The organism is Streptomyces sp. NPDC088197 (assembly GCF_044741185.1).
Taxonomy (GTDB): Bacteria; Actinomycetota; Actinomycetes; order Streptomycetales; family Streptomycetaceae; genus Actinacidiphila.
The window spans coordinates 326,272-345,250 of the sequence record NZ_JBIUSD010000007.1 but is presented as its reverse complement, the minus strand read 5'-3'; the positions used below and the strand labels follow the sequence as shown (position 1 = coordinate 345,250).

Sequence of the window (18,979 nt, the reverse complement as noted above, 5' to 3'; positions counted from 1 at the left end):
TTCGGCCGTAAGCCGGCCCCGTCGGTCACATTCGGCCGCTTCCGTGCGACACATCAGCGCACCGCCCACCCACGGGCGGTGCGCTGATTCGTCAGGTCGGGCAGAAAGCCGGGAGTGATCATGGGTACGCGGACATCGGCCGTCGCGTTCACGGAAGCGGTGGCGGCGGAGCGGCTGGAGCGGGCGGCGGAGGCTCTGGTGCTGCACGGCTTCGACGCGGAGATCCTCGACGACGTGGCCGCCGCGCGGGTCCGGGTGGGCGAGCTGATCCCGCCGGGCGCGAGCGTGTTCACCGGGGCCAGCGAGACGCTGCGGCTGTCCGGGATCGAGGAGGACATCAACGGGAGCGGGCGGTACGAGGCGGTCAAGCCGCGCGTGCTGGCCATGGACCGGGCGAGCGAGGCGGACGCGATCCGGCGGGCGCTTGCCGCTCCGGACGTCAGCGTCGGGAGCGTCGCCGCCGTCACCGAGACGGGGTCGCTGGTGATCGCGTCGGGCAGCGGGAGCCAGTTGCCCGGGTACGCGGGCGGGGCGGGGCGCGCGATCTGGGTGGTGGGCGCGCAGAAGGTCGTGCCGGACCTGGAGACGGCGCTGCGCCGGGTGGAGGAGCACTGCCTGCCGCTGGAGAGCGCCAGGACCATGGAGGTGCACGGCTGGCCGAGCACCGTGAACCGGCTCCTGGTCCTCAACGCGGAGTACGTGCCGGGGCGCGGCACCGTACTGCTGCTCCGCGAGCCCATCGGCTTCTGAGGCACCGCCCGTTGACGGCCGCTCCACGGCCGGTTGACGGCCGGTTGACGGCCGGTTGACGGCCGGTCCCCTGTCGGTCCACTGGCGCGCGGTAATGCCGACAACGTGTGTGCAAAAGGAGGTGGCGGCCGGGTTTAGGGTGAAGCGGAAACACTTGGAGGCATGGGCAATTGGCGAATGTGAAGCAGGGCCGTTGCATTGTCGGATCGCGCGGGAGCGACCTCGCCAGGGCGCAAGTGCGTGAATATCTGACGCCGTTGAGGGAGCGGTTTCCCGAGGTGACCTTCACGCATCGGGTGATCGTGGAGGGCGGCGACCGCGACCGGCGCTCACCGCTGGCCAACGTGTCGGCGGTGAGCGGCGGTTCGGCGTTCAGCACCGAGCAGGAGGCCGCGCTGGCGCGCGGTGACGTGGATGTGGTCGTCCACTCCCTCAAGGACCTGCCGACGTCGAATCCGCCGGGCCTGACGCTGTTGCCGCCGCCGGGGCGGGAGGACGTGGCCGACGCGCTGTGCGGGGCGACGCTCGCCGGGCTGCCGGAGGGGGCCAGGGTCGGTACGGGGGCGGCCCGCCGGATCGGCCAACTCCTGGCCGTACGCCCTGACGTGCGGATCGTGCCGATTCGCGGCAACGTACCGCCGCGCCTGGAGAAGCTGGCGACCGAGGGGCTGGACGCGGTCGTGCTGGCCCTGGCGGGCCTGCGCCGCCTCGGTCTCGACGGCGCTGTGAGCGAGGTGCTGCCGCTCGACCTCTTCCCGCCGAGTCCGGGCCAGGGCGCCCTCGGCATCCAGATCCGCGCGGACGACACCGCCGTACGCGACCTGCTCGCCTGCGCCGGTGACGCCTCCGTCGACGCGCGGGTCCGCGCCGAACGCGCCTTCCTCGCCGAATTGCACGGCGGGTGCAGCGTTCCGGTCGGGGGTTACGCCGAATTGGACCCGGCCGGAAATCTGCGGCTGTTCGGACAGGTCACGTCTCTCGACGGCAGGACGCAGATTTCCGCCACCGTCAGCGGTCCGGCGCAGCGGCCGGAAAGGCTCGGAAGGGAATTGGCCGCGGAACTCGTCGCGCGGGGCGCCCATTCCCTGCTCGACGCGGCGCGCCACCCCGACGCGTGACGCGACCGGCGCCGTACCGCCGCCCGGCGCGTGACCTGACCGGCGGCCGTACCGCCGCCCCGCGCGTGACCTGACCGGCGGCCGTACCGCGCCTTACGCGCGGACCGCCGGGGACATCCGGCAGGAGACGCCGATCCGGTTCCAGGCGTTCATGGTGACGCACATGGCCAGGAGGCGGGGGAATTCGTCGGTGTCGAAGAGCCGGGCCGCCTCGTCGAAGACGGCGTCGGGGACGCCATGGTCACCGAGGTGGGTGACGGCCTCGGCCAGGGCGAGGGCGGCGCGCTCGCGGGCGGTGAAGAAGGGCGTCTCGCGCCAGACGGTGACGCCGTACAGCTTCTGCTCGGTGAGGCCGAGGGCGCGGGCGTCGGCGCTGTGCTTGTCGACGCAGTAGGCGCAGCCGTTGAGCTGGGAGACGCGGACGCGGACGAGTTCGCGGACGGCGGGGTCGAGGCCGCGGGCGGCGGCCTTGTCGAGGGCGGCCATGGCCGCGTAGAAGTCGGGGGCCTTGTCGTTGAGGTCGATCCGGCGCGCGGGCGCGGGAACGGTAGCGGTGTCGTCGGTCGTCGTCGTCATGCCTCCACCGTAGGAGGAAAGTGGCTCCATGCCGTGGTCCACTTGGAGCATGAACGACTGGGCCACTCGCGGTGAGCGCACCGCCGACTACGACCTGCTGCTCGACCTCCCCGCCGCGCGGGCCGCGGCGGGCGGCGGCGCGCGGGCCGGTCTTGAGCGGGCCCTGCGCGAGGCCGTGCGCGACGGCCGCCTCTCCCCCGGTACCCGCCTGCCGTCCAGCCGGGTGCTGGCCGGGGATCTGGGCCTCGCGCGCAACACGGTCGCGGACGCGTACGCGCAGCTCGTCGCCGAGGGGTGGCTGACCGCGCGGCAGGGCTCGGGCACGACGGTGGCACCGCGCCCGGCCGCGGTCCCCGGCCGGGCGGAGCGCGCCCCCGTGCGCCGTACGCCCGTCGCCCCGGTCGAGCTGGTGCCGGACAACGCGACCGGCCTCCCGTACAGCCTGTGGCCCGGCTCGCCCGACCTGTCGTCCTTTCCGCGCGCCGCGTGGTCGGCGGCGGCGCGGCGGGCGCTGGCCGCGGCGCCGAACGAGGCGTTCGGGTACACCGACCCGCGCGGCCGGCCGGAGTTGCGGGCGGCGCTGAGCACGTATCTCGCGCGGGTGCGCGGGGTGCGGACCGACCCGGAGCACCTGATGATCTGCACGGGGTACGTGCAGGGCGTCGGTCTGCTGGCCCGCGCGCTGTACGGCCGGGGCGCCCGCCGGATCGCCGTCGAGGCGCTGGGCTTCCCGGACACGCGAACGCTGCTGCGCACGGCGGGACTTGAGACGGTGCCGCTGGACGTGGACGGCGACGGGGCGCGGGTGGACCGCCTGGACGGCTCGGCGCAGGCGGTGCTGCTGACCCCCGCGCACCAGTTCCCGACCGGTGTGCCGCTGTCCCCCGGGCGCCGGACGGCCGTCACGGGGTGGGCGCGGAGCACCGGCGCGGTGATCCTGGAGGACGACTACGACGGGGAGTTCCGCTACGACCGGCAGCCCGTCGGCGCCCTCCAGGGCCTCGCGCCCGGACACGTCGTGTACGCGGGCACGGCCAGCAAGAGCCTCGCGCCGGGCCTGCGGCTGGCGTGGCTGGCGCTGCCCCCGCACCTGCTGGAGGCGGTCGTGCGCGAGAAGCGGATGGCCGACCACCACTCGCCGGTGCTCGACCAGTTGACCCTCGCCGAATTCATCGGATCGGGCGCGTACGACCGCCACGTACGCCGTATGCGCCTGCACTACCGCGCCCGCCGCGACCGCCTGGTGGCGGCCCTGGCCGAACACGCCCCCCACGTCCGGGTCTCCGGCATCGCCGCGGGCCTGCACGCCGTACTCGAACTCCCCCCGGAGACCGGCCCGTTGCAAGCCCTCGTGGACCGCGCCCACGCCCTCGGCCTGGCCCTCAGCGGCCTCCCCGTCTACGGCGCCCCCACCGCCCACGCCCCCACTTCCCTCGTCATCGGCTACGCCACGCCCCCCGACCACGCCTTCTCCGGCGCCCTCTCCCGCCTGTGCGAGGTCCTGGCACCCGGGTAAGTGGGCCGGCGGAGAAGGGAGTCGAGGTCAGGCGGGGAGGGTGAGGAGGACCTCGTCGATGTCCTCACCGCGGGCGTTCGCGAAGCCGCGGTCGGTGCCGGTGGGGTGGAAGCCGCATTTGCGCAGGACGCGGATCGAGCCGGGGTTGTCGGCGGCGGCGCGGGCGTGCAGGGGGCGTTCGGGGGCGACGGCGAGGAGTTGGCGGAGGGCGGCGGTGGCGGCGCCGCGGCCCCAGAACTCGCGGCCGATCCAGTACGTGACCTCGCGCTCCTCGGGCGGGCCGTAGACGGCGGCGTGGCCGACGACCGTACCGTCGGAGGCGGCGACGACCGTGCGGTTGACGACGCCGGGGGTGGCACGGACGCGGGCCCAGTGGGCGTGGAAGCGGGCGCTGTCCGACGGGTCCTCGGCGGTGAACGCGGCCATCCGTACCGCCTCGGGGTCCTGCATCTGAACGAAGAAGACGGGCAGGTCCGAGTCGCGTACCTCGCGCAGGATGACGTCCATGGGGCAAACGTAAGGGGCCCCGCACCAGGGCGGGACCCCTTACCGGCGGAAAAGAGGCGGGACTCAGATGAGGCCCAGCTCGCGCACGGCGGCGCGCTCCTCTTCCAGCTCCTTCACGGACGCGTCGATGCGCGCGCGCGAGAACTCGTTGATCTCCAGGCCCTGGACGATCTCGAAGGCGCCGTTCTTCGTGGTGACCGGGAAGGACGAGATGAGACCGGCCGGGACGCCGTAGGAGCCGTCGGAGACGATGCCCATGGAGGTCCAGTTGCCCTCGGCGGTGCCGTTGACCCAGGTGTGGACGTGGTCGAGGGCGGCCGACGCGGCGGAGGCGGCGGAGGACGCGCCGCGCGCCTCGATGATCGCGGCGCCGCGCTTGGCGACGGTCGGGATGAAGGTGTCGGCCAGCCACTGCTCGTCGTTGACGACCTCGGCGGCGTTCTTGCCCGCGACCTCGGCGTGGAAGATGTCGGGGTACTGGGTCGCCGAGTGGTTGCCCCAGATGGTGAGCCGCTTGATCTCCGAGACCGGCACGCCGGTCTTCTTCGCGAGCTGCGCGACCGCGCGGTTGTGGTCCAGGCGGGTCATCGCGGTGAAGCGCTCGGCCGGTACGTCGGGGGCGGCGGACTGCGCGATGAGCGCGTTGGTGTTCGCCGGGTTGCCGACGACCAGGACCTTGATGTCGTCGGCCGCGTGGTCGTTGATGGCCTTGCCCTGCGGCTTGAAGATGCCGCCGTTGGCCTCCAGCAGGTCGCCGCGCTCCATGCCCTTGGTGCGGGGGCGGGCGCCGACCAGCAGCGCGACGTTGGCGCCGTCGAAGGCCACGTTCGGGTCGTCGGTGATGTCGATGCCCTGGAGGAGCGGGAAGGCGGCGTCGTCCAGCTCCATCGCGGTCCCCTCCGCGGCCTTCAGGCCCTGGGGGATCTCCAGCAGACGGAGCCTCACCGGCACGTCCGCGCCGAGCAGGTGGCCCGAGGCGATGCGGAAGAGGAGGGCGTAGCCGATCTGGCCTGCCGCTCCGGTGACGGTGACGTTGACGGGGGTGCGAGTCATTGCCTTCTCCTGGCCTTTTCCTGCGGGTACCTGGCATTGCCGCCCCGGCAGTGGCCCGAGCGGCCCCGGAACGTGACTCTCTCGTCGTCAAGAGAGCCGTCTGTCAGGCTATCGCGCGGCGGCGCCGCCGGTGACGCGAGGGCGTGTGGCCCCGGTCACCGGGAAGGCCGCCGGGTGACGTTCCCGTGCCGCGCGGGACCCGCGTCCGCGGGTTTGCGCGGTGCGCCGCGGGTCCGCGCGGACTTGGGTCCGCGCGTCTCAGCCCTGGCCGCCCAGGCAGAGGTTGACGACGAGCAGGCCGAGGCACAGGCCGCCGCGGCCGGTGGCGGTCGCGGTCGGGGACGGCGGACCGGTGGGCGTATCCGTAGGAGAAACGGTTCCTCCGGAGGCGGGCGCCGAAGGGGACCCGGAATCGGTCGGTACGGTGCCGGGAGCGCCGCCGCCCGGCGCGCTGCCGGGGCCCGCGCCGTGGGTGGCCGTGGCACCGGGTGTTCCCGGCGGACCGGCGGACGGGGAGCCGTCGCCCGGTCGGTCACCGTCGGCGCCGCCTCGGGCACCGGGGCCCGCCCGGTGCTCGGGCCCGCCGCGAGCAGCACCGTCACCGCCGCGCCGATCGCCAGCACCCCCGCCGTGCCGAACAGCAGCGCCCTGCGGCGGCGGTTGCCCGGCAGACCCTCCTCCGGGCCCAGCGGGTCCAGCGGATCGGGATGCGGTACGGGTTTGCCCCGGCCCCTGTCGCCGGTGCCGGTCGCGGCCTTCTCCGCCAGCTTCCACAGCGCGCCGACCCGGTCGTAGTCCGCGCCGCTCGCCTGCGCCAGCACCTCCACCGCGTCCAGCGGCGGCAGTTGCCTGCCGTTGAGGTACTTCTCCCACGACTCCGCGGACTGCGCCGTGCGCGCCGCCAGCGCCGGGACCGTCAGGCCGCCGCGGTCCTTCATCCGGCGTAACTGCACGGCCAGTCGCCGCACATCCACCGGAATCCGCTCCGCCAACGGCTCCCACTGCCCCATCGTGCCCCCTGTCTCAACGAGTCCCCCGCCGGGGGCAACGCTAGAACGGGTGTCCCCTTGTCGGGGGGACTTTCCGGACAGCGTCCCCGAACTCGTCCGGACCTGCTATTACCGGGTGCCGGGCCCCGGCCGCCTCCGAGGCCAGCCCTTCGTCCGCGCCACCGCTGTCGCGGCCCAGCGCCCGCCCCGGGGAATGCGCCCCGTCAGGGGCGCGAGGAACTGCGCGGCCAGCCCCCACCGGCCGGTGGTCCGGGGACAACCGAATTGCCCCGCCGGGGGCCGGTGGTGACCTGCGCGAGCGCCGTGGCTGGCCACGCAGTTCCCCGCGCCCCCAAAAAGACCGGCCCACCCCCCATACGAAAAGAGGCCCGCCCCGCCAGGGGCGCGAGGAACTGCGCGAGCAACCCACCACCGGCCGGTGACCGGAAAACAACCGCACTGCCCCGCCGGGACCGGTGGCGACCTGCGCGGAGCGCCATGGCTGGCCGCGCAGTTCCCCGCGCCCCCAAAAAGACCGGCCCGCCGCCCAGGCGAAAGGGGCCCGCCCCGTCAGGGGCGCGGGGAACTGCGCGAGCAACCCCCCACCGGCCGGTGGCCGGGAAACAACCGCATTGCCCCGCCGGGACCGGTGGTGACCTAAGCGGAGCGCCCACGCGGCGGCGCCACCAAAGAACCTGGCCCCGCGTCAGCCCACCGTTCCGGGCTACCGCACCGAGAAGTGGATGATGTCCTCCAGGAACGGAATCCTGATCAGCGGATCCGGCTGCGCCATCAGCGCCAGCAGCACGATCGCGAGACCGAACAGCCCGTACGTGATCACATCAGTGAACCGGCTGCGGACCGCGAGCATGCCGACCGCCGTCACGCCCCAGCGCAGCGCGGCGCCGACCAGCAGCGACGCCCCGATCACGATCGTGCCCGCGCGGAAGGCGCCGGCCGCCGTGACGATCAGCCCGATGGCCGCGCCGCAGATGACCAGCAGGATCGGCCACTGCCGGGCGGGCGCGGGGGCGTCCTTGCCCGCCGCCCGGCCGCCGCCCTCGGGACGCGCGGTGGTCCTGCCGGGCCCGGCCTCGTGCCTGCCGTGCTCCCCGGTGATTCCGGCCGCCTGTCCGAGGGAGTGCCCAGAGGAGTGCCCGGCGGACGCGGGCGCGGGCACCGGCGCCGACGCCGGGCCCGAGCCGTTCTCACGGCCCTCCCCCGGCGTCCGGCCGGTCCCCGGCCCCCCGGCGCCGAAGTCCGCGGCCCCTGCCGCGGGACCCGGATCAGCCGACATCGCCCGCGGCCCGCTCGGACGCCTCCACCACGTTCTGGAGGAGCAGCGCCCGCGTCATCGGGCCGACGCCACCGGGGTTCGGCGAGATCCAGGCGGCCACCTCGGCCACGCCCGGATGCACGTCGCCGACGATCTTGCCGTTCTCGTCGCGGCTCACGCCGACGTCCAGGACGGCCGCGCCCGGCTTCACGTCCTCCGGCTTGATGATGTGCGGCACACCGGCGGCGGCCACGACGATGTCGGCCTGTCGCAGATGCGCGGAGAGGTCACGAGTGCCGGTGTGGCACAAGGTGACCGTCGCGTTCTCCGACTTACGGGTCAGCAGCAGGCCGATCGAGCGGCCCACGGTGATGCCGCGGCCGACCACGACCACGTCGGCGCCGTTGATCTCCACGCCGTGGCGGCGCAGCAGCTCCACGATGCCGTTGGGGGTGCAGGGCAGCGGCCCGGTCTCGTTGAGCACGAGTCGGCCGAGGCTCATCGGGTGCAGCCCGTCCGCGTCCTTGGCCGGGTCCATCAGCTCCAGCACCCGGTTGGTGTCGATGCCCTTGGGGAGCGGGAGCTGCACGATGTAGCCGGTGCAGGCCGGGTCCGCGTTCAGCTCGCGGATGACCGCCTCGATCTCCTCCTGCGTGGCGGTGTCCGGGAGTTCACGCTGGATGGAGCCGATGCCCACCTGCGCGCAGTCGCGGTGCTTGCCCGCGACGTACCACTTGCTGCCCGGGTCGTCGCCGACCAGCAGCGTGCCGAGGCCCGGGGTGATCCCGCGGGCCTTCAGCGCCTTGACGCGTTCGGCGAGTTCGGACTTGATCGCGGCGGCGGTGGCCTTGCCATCGAGAATCTGGGCGGTCATGCCCGCCATTCTCGCGGATCGGACCCGCGCCGGACCAATCCGCCCCCGGCGCGAACCCCGCCTGGGTGCCACCTGAGCGCCGCCTGTGCCGTGCCCGGCCCCCGCCGACGCCCGCCGACGCCCGGACGGGTGCCTCGACCGGTGCCCCGGCCGCCGCCCCGGACCGCCGCACCGTGGAGGCACCGTCCCGACCTCGGTCCGACACCTCTGGTCCCTTGCGCACCGGGGCACAGGGGCCCCACGATGTGGCCTCGTCCCCCGATTGGGCCAGTACGACGGATATACGACGGATGCGGTCCGGCCGCCGCCGTCCCGACCGGCCCTGTCGTCCCAGCCGCGCGCGTAAGGAAGCAGCACGTGAGCCAACCCCCCGGCCCTCCCGGCCCCGGAAACCCCTACGGCGGACCGTCCCAGCCGCCGCAGCAGCCGCCCTACGCGCAGAACCCGTACGGCCAGGGCGTCCCGCAGCAGCCGGGCCCGTACCAGCAGCAGCCCGGCGGCTACCCCGGATACCCGCAGCAACAGCAGCAGCCCGGCGGCTACGGCTACCCCGGCGGCGGCTACCCGGGCCAGGCGCCGTACGGCTACCCGCAGGGGAACCTGCCGCCCGGCATGCCCCCGCTGGCCGGTTGGGGCGCCCGGCTCGGTGCCACGCTGCTCGACGCGCTGATGTTCAACCTCGTACCGGGCGGCCTGGTCATCGCGGGCTACACCCAGATGTCCGTCAAGCTCGCCGACCGCTGGCAGGACTGCGACGACGCGGGCATCCCCCGCGACGCGTGCCCCAACCCGCACGTCTCCGGCGGTTCCGTCGCGCTGATCCTCATCGGCGGCCTGCTCAGCCTCGTCGCCATGCTCTTCCTCTGCTACCGCGAGGGCAGCACCGGGCAGACCCCCGGCAAGAAGATCGTCGGCATCCGCCTCCTGCGCGAACACGACGGCTCCACCCTCGGCTTCGGCCTCGCCTTCGGCCGCCGCCTGCTCCACGTCCTGGACGGCCTGCCGTGCTACCTCGGGTTCCTCTGGCCGCTGTGGGACGCGAAGAAGCAGACCTTCGCCGACAAGATGGTCCACACCGTGGTCATCAAGGACCAGTCCTGACCGACCCCGCGCTGACGCGGGGCCGCGTGCGCGGGGCCGCGAGCGGTGTAGATGACGAACGGGTCATCGGCCGACCCGCGGGGCCGCGTGCGCGGGGAACCGCGCGGCCGGCCCCACCGGCCGGTGGTCCGAAGACCACCGGTCCGCCCCGCCGGGGCCGGTGGTGACGTGCGAGCACGTCACGGCCGGACGCGCGGTCCCCGCGCCCTGTGAAGGATCGGCCTACCGCCAGGGGCCTAGTGGAAGAAGTGCCGTGTCCCCGTCAGGTACATCGTGACTCCCGCCTTGGCCGCCGCCTCGATGACGGCTTCGTCGCGGATGGACCCGCCCGGCTGGACGACGGCGGCGACCCCGGCGGCGGTGAGGACCTCGAGCCCGTCGGGGAACGGGAAGAAGGCGTCGGAGGCGGCGTAGGAGCCGGTGGCGCGCTCGGCCCCGGCGCGCTCGACGGCGAGCCTGGCGGAGTCGACCCGGTTGACCTGCCCCATGCCGACGCCGACCGTGGCACCGCCCTTCGCGAGAAGAATGGCGTTGGACTTGACGGCGCGGCAGGCGCGCCAGGCGAAGGCAAGTTCGGCGAGCTGGGCCGCCGTCAGCGCGTCCCCGGTGGCGAGGGTCCAGGTCTCGGGGTCGTCGCCCTCGGCCTGGAAGCGGTCCTTGGCCTGGACGAGGAGGCCGCCCTCGATGGGCTTGTACTCGGTGACGGTCTCGGGCCCGTCGGCGCAGCGCAGGACGCGGATGTTCTTCTTGCGCGCGAGGATCTCGACGGCGCCGTCCTCGTACCCGGGAGCGACGATCACCTCGGTGAAGATCTCGGCGACCTGCTCGGCCATGGCCACCGACACGGGCCGGTTGACGGCGATGACGCCGCCGTACGCGGAGACCGGGTCGCAGGCGTGCGCCTTGCGGTGGGCGTCGGCGACGTCCGTGCCGACCGCGATCCCGCACGGGTTGGCGTGCTTGATGATCGCGACGCAGACGCCCTCGTGGTCGTACGCGGCACGGCGGGCGGCGTCGGTGTCGACGTAGTTGTTGTACGACATCTCCTTGCCGTGCAACTGCTCCGCCCCGGCCAGCCCCTTTCCGCTGCCGTCGCTGTAGAGCGCGGCGCCCTGGTGCGGGTTCTCGCCGTAGCGCAGCGTCTGCTGGAGGTCGTACGTCTGCCCGCTGAACTCGGGGAACTCCTCGTTGGACGCATAGCCGTCCAGGAACCAGGAGGCGACGGCCACGTCGTACGCGGCGGTGTGCTGGAACGCCTCGGCGGCGAGCCGCTTGCGGGCGGCGAGGTCGAAGCCGCCGTCGCGGACGGCGGCCAGGACGTCGGCGTACCGGTTCGGGCTGACGACGACGGCGACCGACGGGTGGTTCTTGGCGGCGGCGCGGACCATCGAGGGGCCGCCGATGTCGATCTGCTCGACGCACTCGTCAGGGCTCGCGCCCGAGGCGACGGTCTCCTTGAACGGGTAGAGGTTGACGACGACCAGCTCGAACGGCTCGACGCCGAGTTCGGCGAGCTGCCGCTGGTGGTCGGGCAGGCGCAGATCGGCGAGGATGCCCGCGTGGACGCGCGGGTGCAGCGTCTTGACCCGGCCGTCCAGGCACTCGGGGAAGCCGGTCAGCTCCTCGACCTTGGTGACGGGGACGCCCGCGGCGGCGATCTTCGCGGCGGTCGACCCGGTCGACACCAGTTCCACCCCCGCCTCGTGCAGACCGCGGGCCAGGTCTTCGAGACCCGTCTTGTCGTAGACACTGATCAGCGCGCGACGGATGGGCTTATTCACCGACATGAACCTTTCGTCCCTCAATGCGGTAGCCGTGGCGCGCCAGGCGCCCCACGGTCTCGACGAGCAGTCGTCGCTCGACTTCCTTGATGCGCTCGTGGAGCGCGTCCTCCGTGTCGTCCGGCCGGACCTCGACCACGCCCTGGGCGATGACCGGGCCGGTGTCGACGCCGTCGTCGACGAAGTGGACGGTGCACCCGGTCACCTTGGCGCCGTACGCGAGCGCGTCGCGTACGCCGTGGGCGCCGGGGAAACTCGGCAGCAGCGCGGGGTGGGTGTTGATGATCCGGCCGCCGAACCTGGCCAGGAACTCCTTGCCGACGATCTTCATGAAGCCCGCGGAGACGACGAGGTCGGGCGCGTACCGCGCCGTGGCCTCGGCGAGCGCGAGGTCCCAGGCGGCGCGGTCCTCGTGGTCCTTGACGCGGACGACGAAGGTGGGCAGGCCCGCGCGGACGGCGCGGTCCAGGCCCGCGATGCCGTCGCGGTCGGCGCCGACGGCGACCACACGGGCCCCGGCCCCGTACGAGGGATCGGCCTCGATGGCGTCGAGCAGCGCCTGGAGATTGGTCCCCGAACCGGAGACCAGGACGACGAGACGGGCGGGGGTGGAGGCGTGTGCGGGCGCGGCCACTGGCGGTGCTCTCTCGTTTAGAGGATCGTACGAGTCGGAGGCCGATCGGATGACGGGGAACCCTACGAGGCCGCCGACCGTCAGCAACGATACCGGCACTCCCGGCGGCCCCCACGGGACGGGGGAGCGCGCGGACGGTAGCGTCTGCCGGGAGAGCGGCACTTCGCGCGCCCCGCACGCGGGCGTAAGTGACGCATCTGACAGGGATGGCACATCGTCGTACGGTCGTTGCAAGACGTCAGTACACGTCGGTACAAGCCGAAGAAGGAGTCGAGCCCAAGGGGATGGCGCATCACATCATGAGCAGCGGCCGTATTCGTCTCGCGCTGCGCGCGCCCGAGGGCGATCAGCAGGACAATCCCTTCGCGCCGCCGCCTGAGGGCGCGCCCGACCGTCCGTGGCAGCCGCGACAGCAGCCCTCAGATGGTTCGTCGAAGGAGGGCTCGTCGGAAGGCTCGTCGGAAGGCGGCTCCGGGGACAAGCCGGAGGGTCCGCCCCCGCCACCGCACGGCGCGCCCACCGCGTGGGGCCACGGGTGGAGCAATCAGCAGCCCCAGGGCGGACGCCCTGACCCGTTCGGACGCAGGCCGGAGCAGGGCGGCGGTCCCACCGGGCCCGCGGGCAGCGGCCCGCGCTTCGACCCCACCGACCCCGCCCAGCGGCGGTCGCGCTATTCGCTGGTCTGCGGCGGCTGGGGACTGATCTTCGCCCTCCTGGGCTGGACCCCGGTGGGGCTCCTGCTCGGCGCGCTCGCCCTCTATTGGGGGATCTCCGCGCTCCGCATGAGCCCGCAGGACCGGGCCAAGGCCCGCGCCGAGGCGGCCTCCGCCCTGGCCGACGCCACCCAGACGCCCCGGCCCGCCCCGCCCGCGCCCGGGCCCGACGCCCAGCGCTCCTTCGTCACCGCGGCCTGGAGCGGCATCATCACCAGTGCCGTGACGCTCGCGCTGGTCGTCACCACGTACTCCTTGCAGTACGCCTACCGCGATTACTTCACCTGCAAGAGCGACGCCCTCACCACGCCCGCGTCGCACTCCTGCCAGAATCTCCTCCCCAGCCCCCTCCGCGACTTCCCCGGCCTCCGCTGATCCCCTCCGGGGGGGTGGCGCGTGAAATTCGGGTCGCGTATTCGCCGAGCGTCCGCCCGGTGGGGGCTTGTCGCGCAGTTCCCCGCGCCCCTACGGGGCTCGACCTCTTCCGCCGGGCGCAGACGAAGGGCCTGCTTTTTAGGGGCGCGGGGAACTGCGCGGCGAGCCCCCACCGGGGGCGCGGGGGAGAACCGGCCCCGGCGGGGCAGACGCTGTGGGTTCTCGGGCTGAAAGCCCGGTGGGGGGCCTACTCGGGCCCGGGGTCCGGCTCGGGCCGGGGGACGACGGGGTCCGGGGCGGCGACGGGGTCCGGGGCGGCGATCGGAGCAGGCGGCAGCGTCGGCATGGGCGGAACGGCCGGAGGAGGCGGCTCCGCAGGAAGAGGCGGTGGAACCGCAGGTACCGGGACCTCGGCGGACGCCGAAACGGCGCGGGTCGGCCGCAAGGCGGCGACACGGCGCCGCACCGCGGGGCCGCACCGCCCCCAGAGCCCGCGCGCGGCGCGCGCGGTGGCGGCAGGCCAGCCGAGGGGCCGCAGGGCCCGGACCCAACCGGCCCAGGTCCGGGGACGGAAGACCGCGGCCCCGTCCCGGTGCCAGCGCATCGCCACGGCCCCGGGCGCACCGAGCAGCAGCGTCCAGGCGAGCGCGGCGAGGCCGGTGGCCCACCAGGAGGGGCCGAAGGCGGCGAGGGTGACGGTGCCGAGGGGCCCGCCCGACACGGCGGCGAGCAGCGCGAAGGCGACCCCGGTGACGAGGGCCGCCACCGAGGCCACCGAGGCCGTACGCCGCAGGCTCCACGCGTCGGCGGCGCGCCCCACGGACCGGGCGACGAGAACCCCCGCGCAAATGGGCACGGCGAGGGTGGCCCACCCGACGAACCCCCCGCTCCCCTCGTCCGGCAACGCGGCGAGCAGCGGAAATCCGGGCAGCGTCGGATAGCCGGAGGCCCCGGCGGGAGCGACCGCGCTGCCGACGCCGACGGCGAACCCCGGCCCGAGCGCGTACGAGGCCCCCCAGACGGCGAGGTTGGGGACGAGCGCGACCGCGACGAGCAGGACGGCGAGCTGTCCGGCCGGTGGCGCGCTGAGCTGCGCGAAGGTCCGCCCGGCGGCCCCGGCGTGCCACCCAAGGGCGGCGGCGCCGATGAGCGCGCCGCCGCCGATGACGACGCCCACCGCCGTCCCGGCGGCCCGCAGCGCGACGACGGCCTCCCGGCCGTACGGCCCGACCCGCGCGAGTGACGGCCGCCCGCACCCCGACCACGCCCCGGCGGCGGTCACGGCGGTCGCGAAGAGCGGCACGTAGAGCAGCGCGGCGAGGATGTCGACGCGGAAGGACCCGCCCGCGGCGTACGCGACGGCGCCGGACGCGGCGGCCAGGTATCCGCCGAGCAGCCAGCCCGCGGTGGCGGCCACCGTACGGACGTCGACCGCGGGCCGCGGGCCGTCCTCGCCCCCGGCCGCCGTGCGGACCGCGGAGGCCGCGGCGCGGAAGAGCAGCCAGCCCGGCAGGGCGGTGAGCAGCAGCGGGGTCACACCGATGGGCGCGGCGGCGCCGGAGAGCGTCTCCGTACGGACCAGGTCGGCGCCCTGGGCCAGCAGCCACAGGGCGGCGCCGACGTGCAGGGCGCCGCCGAGGCCGCTGTCGGGGAAGGGCGAGGCGATCCAGAGCAGGAGGACGACGGCGCCGAGGACGCCGAGGCCGAGCCCGGCGGCGACCGCTCCCCCGGCGAACGCGGTGGCGCGTGCCGCCGCGACCCGCCGGGCAGCGGCCTCGGCGGACAGTGCCGCGATGCGATCGGTCGTATGGGTCACGGCGACCCATGGTGCCAACAACACCCGTTTCGCCCCGGCAGCGGGCGAAAAGTCGTCGTGTCGCACATGATGGGCGCTATGTGTCCTTTTTTCACACTGTCACATGTACGGGTATCCGTACGAGCACGGGTACGGCGTGACGGCTCGGGGTCGCCGCGGTGAGCGCCCGCAGGCGCACCGGCGGGACACAGTCACCGCCCAAGCCCGTACCGGCCAAGCAGAAGCCGACGTCGCGGCAGCGGCAGAATCCGCCGTCGTCCGGCGCGCCCGCACCTGCCGCGGACCCGGCTCCGTCCCAGAGCCCCGCGGGTCCCGCGCCCAAGAGACCGGCGCCCGAGGGGCCGGCCGCGAAGAGCCCGCCGTCCAAGAGCCCCGCGGCGAAGACCCCTCCGCCCACGGCTCCGGCGCGCAAGAGGCCCCCGCGCTCCCCCGCGCCCACCCGTGAGCCGGTCGGTCTGGGCCGCGTGGCGGTCGTCGCCGCGCCCGTCGTGGCACAGGACCCGCCGGTGCTGCCCGGCCCGAGCCCCGAGGCCGCCTTCGACGCGCTGTACGCGCACTGCGCGGACCCGCTCGTACGCCAGGTCCTGGTCCTGACCGGCAGTCCGCGGCTCGCCGACGACGCCGTGGCCCGCGCCTTCGACCAGGCGTGGCAGCGGTGGCCGGAGGTGGCGCGGGACGCCGATCCGGTCGGCTGGCTGCGCGCGAACGCCTACGCGTTCGCCCTCGCGCCCTGGCAGCGCTGGGTCCCGGCCCACCGCCGCGAACCCGCCGCCCCGGCCGCCCCCGTCCCCTTGGCGGCGGCCCTGCTGCGGCTGCCGGCCGAGCACCGCCGCGCCCTGCTCCTCTACGACGGCCTCGGCCTCGATCTGCCCGGCACCGCCGCCGAGACCGAGTCCAGTACGCCCATCACCGCGGCACGCATCACCCACGCGCGGGCCGCCCTGACCACGGCGCTGCCGGAACTCTCCGAGGACGGCCAGCCCCTGTCCGTGGAACTCGGCGCGCTGCTCGCCGACGAGCAGGACGACGCCGCGCCCGCGCGTACCCGGAAACCGGCCGCCGTACGGGACGCGAGCGAGCGCGGTGTACGGCGGCGTACGGTCGCGGCCTTCGCCCTGACCGCCCTGATCGTGACGGCCACCGTCGTGACCATGGCGGTCGCGCCCGACCACAGCAAGCCGGTGCCGCCCCGGCACGCTCGCGAGGCGGGCCAGAACCGCGCCGACACCCCCGGCGCCCCGGGCCACGCCCCCTCCGACGACCCGGCGCGCGCGGCAGCGGACGCACGCACCGACGTACCCCCGCCCGTCCCGCCCCGCGTCCCCCCGACCGCACACCGCAACCCCCGCCCCGGCCTACGGGACGCGCACGGGGCGCGACTCCGCCCGGACACCGGCAAACCGCCGCTGCCCTGAGGACTTGGCCGCGGGCGCGGTCCGGGCGGGGACGGCAGCGGCGAACGGCCGCTGGGCCGAGCTCCGTCCGCGCGACGCGGAAACGGCGCGGGTCCGGCCCCTTCCGAGGAAGGGAACCGGACCCGCGCCGTGTGGCGTGCCGAACCGACCGCGGGTCAGCCGGCCAGGATCGACCGCGCGAGGCGCGCCGTCTCGGACGGCGTCTTGCCGACCTTGACGCCCGCGGCCTCCAGGGCCTCCTTCTTGGCCTGCGCCGTGCCGGAGGAGCCGGAGACGATGGCGCCCGCGTGGCCCATCGTCTTGCCCTCGGGCGCGGTGAAACCGGCGACGTAGCCGACGACCGGCTTCGTCACGTTCTTCTCGATGAAGGCCGCGGCCCGCTCCTCGGCGTCGCCGCCGATCTCGCCGATCATGACGATCAGGTCGGTGTCGGGGTCGGCCTCGAACGCGGCGAGCGCGTCGATGTGCGTGGTGCCGATGATCGGGTCACCGCCGATGCCGACGGCGGACGAGAAGCCGATGTCGCGCAGCTCGTACATCATCTGGTACGTCAGGGTGCCGGACTTGGAGACCAGGCCGATGCGGCCGGGCTTGGTGATGTCGCCCGGAATGATGCCCGCGTTGGACTGGCCGGGGGTGATCAGGCCGGGGCAGTTCGGGCCGATGATCCGGGTCTTGTTGCCCTTGGCCTGGGCGAGCGCCCAGAACGCGGCGGAGTCGTGCACCGCGACGCCCTCGGTGATCACCACGGCGAGCGGGATCTCGGCCTCGATGGCCTCGACCACGGCGTCCTTGGTGAACTTCTCCGGGACGAAGATGACCGTCACGTCCGCGCCGGTGGCCTCGATGGCCTCCTTGACGGAGCCGAAGACCGGGACCTCGCCCTGGTCGAAGGAGACGGTGGTGCCCGCCTTGCGCGGGTTGACGCCGCCGACGATGTTCGTGCCGTCGGCGAGCATGAGCGTGGTGTGCTTCATGCCGGTGGCGCCGGTCATGCCCTGGACGATGACCTTGCTGTCCTTGGTCAGGAAGATAGCCATGGTTGTCGGTGTCCTCGTCCCTTACTTCGCAGCCAGCTCGGCGGCCTTGTCGGCCGCTCCGTCCATGGTGTCCACGCGCTGTACCAGCGGGTGGTTCGCGTCGGACAGGATCTTGCGACCCAGCTCCGCGTTGTTGCCGTCCAGGCGTACGACCAGCGGCTTCGTGACGTTCTCACCCTTGGACTTGAGCAGCTCCAGGGCCTGCACGATGCCGTTGGCGACCTCGTCGCAGGCGGTGATGCCGCCGAAGACGTTGACGAAGACGGACTTGACGTCCGGGTCGCCGAGGATGATCTCCAGGCCGTTGGCCATCACCTCGGCGGACGCGCCGCCGCCGATGTCCAGGAAGTTGGCGGGCTTCACGCCGCCGTGCGCCTCACCGGCGTAGGCGACGACGTCGAGGGTGCTCATGACGAGCCCCGCGCCGTTGCCGATGATGCCGACCTCGCCTTCCAGCTTCACGTAGTTGAGGCCCTTGGCCTTGGCCTTCGCCTCCAGCGGGTTGGCGGCGGCCTTGTCCTCGAGCGCCTCGTGCTCCGGCTGCCGGAACGCGGCGTTCTCGTCGAGCGAGACCTTGCCGTCGAGCGCGACGATCTTGCCCTCGCCGGTCTTGACCAGCGGGTTGACCTCGACCAGCAGGGCGTCTTCCTTGACGAAGACGGTCCAGAGCTGCTGGAGGACGGAGGCGACCTGGTCGGCGATGTCGGCCGGGAACTTCGCGGCGGCGACGATCTCGGCGGCCTTCTCCGGGGTCACACCCTCCAGGGCGTCGACCGGGACCTTGGCCAGCGCGTCCGGGTTCTCCTCGGCGACGACCTCGATCTCGACACCGCCCTCGACGGAGGCCATGGCGAGGAAGGTGCGGTTGGTGCGGTCCAGCAGGAAGGAGACGTAGTACTCCTCCTTGATGTCCGCGGTCTCGGCGAGCATCACCTTGTGGACCGTGTGGCCCTTGATGTCCATGCCCAGGATCGCGTCGGCCTTGGCCACCGCGTCGGCCGGGTCGGCGGCCAGCTTCACGCCACCGGCCTTGCCGCGGCCGCCCACCTTGACCTGAGCCTTGACGACCGCACGGCCGCCCAGTCGCTCCGCCACCTCGCGCGCCGCCTCAGGCGTGTCGATGACTTCACCGGCCAGCACCGGTACACCGTGCTTGGCGAAGAGGTCCCTCGCCTGGTACTCGAACAGGTCCACGCGCGTCCGTCTCCCTTTTCCCTGGTTTCCAGGGTTCCTGGTTTCCCTGGAATTCAGCATTTCGCAAGCTGCTGCCGCCTGATGTGTGCGGCGCTGCGTGCGTTTCTGCCTGATCTGCCTGGGCGTGCCGCTACGGGCAGGGCGACTGCACTGTCACAAGGGAAGCGCACACGGTGACCGAGTACGCGGCATGTCCGTCTCGCAGGTTATCGCCGAGGGCGGTGACGGGCTAAATCGCAGATCACATGTGG

Annotated in this window: 17 protein-coding genes; 6 read left to right on the top strand and 11 right to left on the bottom strand. The window is 73.8% G+C overall.

Annotated features, from left to right (window positions below):
• Positions 1–120: 120 nt before the first annotated feature.
• Entirely contained in the window at positions 121–750 is a 630-nt protein-coding gene (locus ACIOC1_RS19840) for an LUD domain-containing protein (protein WP_355336853.1), read from the top strand.
• A gap of 179 nt (positions 751–929) precedes the next feature.
• Positions 930–1,868, top strand: coding sequence for a hydroxymethylbilane synthase (hemC, locus tag ACIOC1_RS19835; protein WP_401855797.1), 939 nt, complete (start codon positions 930–932; stop codon positions 1,866–1,868).
• 93 nt (positions 1,869–1,961) lie between these two features.
• Here the strand turns inward: hemC and ACIOC1_RS19830 are convergent, their stop codons facing one another.
• Positions 1,962–2,444, bottom strand: a complete 483-nt coding sequence (locus ACIOC1_RS19830; protein ID WP_401855665.1) for a carboxymuconolactone decarboxylase family protein — start codon at positions 2,442–2,444, stop codon at positions 1,962–1,964.
• Between the two features lie 28 nt (positions 2,445–2,472).
• Here ACIOC1_RS19830 and ACIOC1_RS19825 point away from each other — a divergent pair, with 28 nt between their 5' ends.
• Positions 2,473–3,960 carry a PLP-dependent aminotransferase family protein gene (locus ACIOC1_RS19825; RefSeq protein WP_401855663.1) on the top strand — a complete coding sequence of 496 codons (1,488 nt, stop codon included), beginning with the start codon at positions 2,473–2,475 and terminating at the stop codon, positions 3,958–3,960.
• 27 nt (positions 3,961–3,987) lie between these two features.
• Here ACIOC1_RS19825 and ACIOC1_RS19820 read toward each other — a convergent pair whose 3' ends face one another.
• The 5 genes from ACIOC1_RS19820 to ACIOC1_RS19800 form a co-directional block, all read right to left on the bottom strand.
• Complete coding sequence (locus tag ACIOC1_RS19820; protein ID WP_391050479.1) at positions 3,988–4,467, bottom strand: GNAT family N-acetyltransferase; 480 nt, start codon at positions 4,465–4,467, stop codon at positions 3,988–3,990.
• A 63-nt stretch (positions 4,468–4,530) separates the two neighbouring features.
• Entirely contained in the window at positions 4,531–5,520 is a 990-nt protein-coding gene (locus ACIOC1_RS19815) for a malate dehydrogenase (protein WP_355336849.1), read from the bottom strand.
• A 155-nt stretch (positions 5,521–5,675) separates the two neighbouring features.
• The gene (locus tag ACIOC1_RS19810) at positions 5,676–6,530 is read right to left on the bottom strand and encodes a helix-turn-helix domain-containing protein (RefSeq protein ID WP_401855659.1); all 855 of its coding nucleotides are present in this window, start codon (positions 6,528–6,530) and stop codon (positions 5,676–5,678) included.
• 703 nt (positions 6,531–7,233) lie between these two features.
• Complete coding sequence (locus ACIOC1_RS19805; protein ID WP_391163356.1) at positions 7,234–7,806, bottom strand: DUF3017 domain-containing protein; 573 nt, start codon at positions 7,804–7,806, stop codon at positions 7,234–7,236.
• The gene (locus ACIOC1_RS19800) at positions 7,796–8,659 is read right to left on the bottom strand and encodes a bifunctional methylenetetrahydrofolate dehydrogenase/methenyltetrahydrofolate cyclohydrolase (RefSeq protein ID WP_401855656.1); all 864 of its coding nucleotides are present in this window, start codon (positions 8,657–8,659) and stop codon (positions 7,796–7,798) included. Before ACIOC1_RS19800 ends, ACIOC1_RS19805 begins: the two co-directional genes overlap by 11 nt.
• Before the next feature lie 357 nt (positions 8,660–9,016).
• Between ACIOC1_RS19800 and ACIOC1_RS19795 the strand changes: the two genes are divergently transcribed.
• Complete coding sequence (locus ACIOC1_RS19795; RefSeq protein WP_355336846.1) at positions 9,017–9,760, top strand: RDD family protein; 744 nt, start codon at positions 9,017–9,019, stop codon at positions 9,758–9,760.
• 236 nt (positions 9,761–9,996) lie between these two features.
• Here ACIOC1_RS19795 and purH read toward each other — a convergent pair whose 3' ends face one another.
• Complete coding sequence (gene purH / locus ACIOC1_RS19790; RefSeq protein WP_355336845.1) at positions 9,997–11,547, bottom strand: bifunctional phosphoribosylaminoimidazolecarboxamide formyltransferase/IMP cyclohydrolase; 1,551 nt, start codon at positions 11,545–11,547, stop codon at positions 9,997–9,999.
• Positions 11,534–12,175, bottom strand: a complete 642-nt coding sequence (gene purN / locus ACIOC1_RS19785) for a phosphoribosylglycinamide formyltransferase (protein ID WP_355336844.1) — start codon at positions 12,173–12,175, stop codon at positions 11,534–11,536. The genes purH and purN overlap by 14 nt, the downstream gene beginning before the upstream one ends.
• A 284-nt stretch (positions 12,176–12,459) precedes the next feature.
• Between purN and ACIOC1_RS19780 the strand changes: the two genes are divergently transcribed.
• Positions 12,460–13,263, top strand: coding sequence for a hypothetical protein (locus tag ACIOC1_RS19780; protein ID WP_355336843.1), 804 nt, complete (start codon positions 12,460–12,462; stop codon positions 13,261–13,263).
• A 247-nt stretch (positions 13,264–13,510) separates the two neighbouring features.
• Here the strand turns inward: ACIOC1_RS19780 and ACIOC1_RS19775 are convergent, their stop codons facing one another.
• The gene (locus ACIOC1_RS19775; RefSeq protein ID WP_401855652.1) at positions 13,511–15,079 is read right to left on the bottom strand and encodes a DUF6350 family protein; all 1,569 of its coding nucleotides are present in this window, start codon (positions 15,077–15,079) and stop codon (positions 13,511–13,513) included.
• Between the two features lie 158 nt (positions 15,080–15,237).
• Here ACIOC1_RS19775 and ACIOC1_RS19770 point away from each other — a divergent pair, with 158 nt between their 5' ends.
• Entirely contained in the window at positions 15,238–16,494 is a 1,257-nt protein-coding gene (locus ACIOC1_RS19770) for a hypothetical protein (RefSeq protein ID WP_401855649.1), read from the top strand.
• 155 nt (positions 16,495–16,649) lie between these two features.
• Here the strand turns inward: ACIOC1_RS19770 and sucD are convergent, their stop codons facing one another.
• Both sucD and sucC read right to left on the bottom strand, forming a co-directional pair.
• Positions 16,650–17,534 carry a succinate--CoA ligase subunit alpha gene (sucD, locus tag ACIOC1_RS19765; RefSeq protein WP_355336840.1) on the bottom strand — a complete coding sequence of 295 codons (885 nt, stop codon included), beginning with the start codon at positions 17,532–17,534 and terminating at the stop codon, positions 16,650–16,652.
• Positions 17,535–17,555: 21 nt separating this feature from the next.
• Positions 17,556–18,728: an ADP-forming succinate--CoA ligase subunit beta gene (gene sucC, locus ACIOC1_RS19760; protein WP_355336839.1), complete on the bottom strand. Its 1,173-nt coding sequence runs from the start codon at positions 18,726–18,728 to the stop codon at positions 17,556–17,558.
• Between the last annotated feature and the right edge of the window lie 251 nt (positions 18,729–18,979).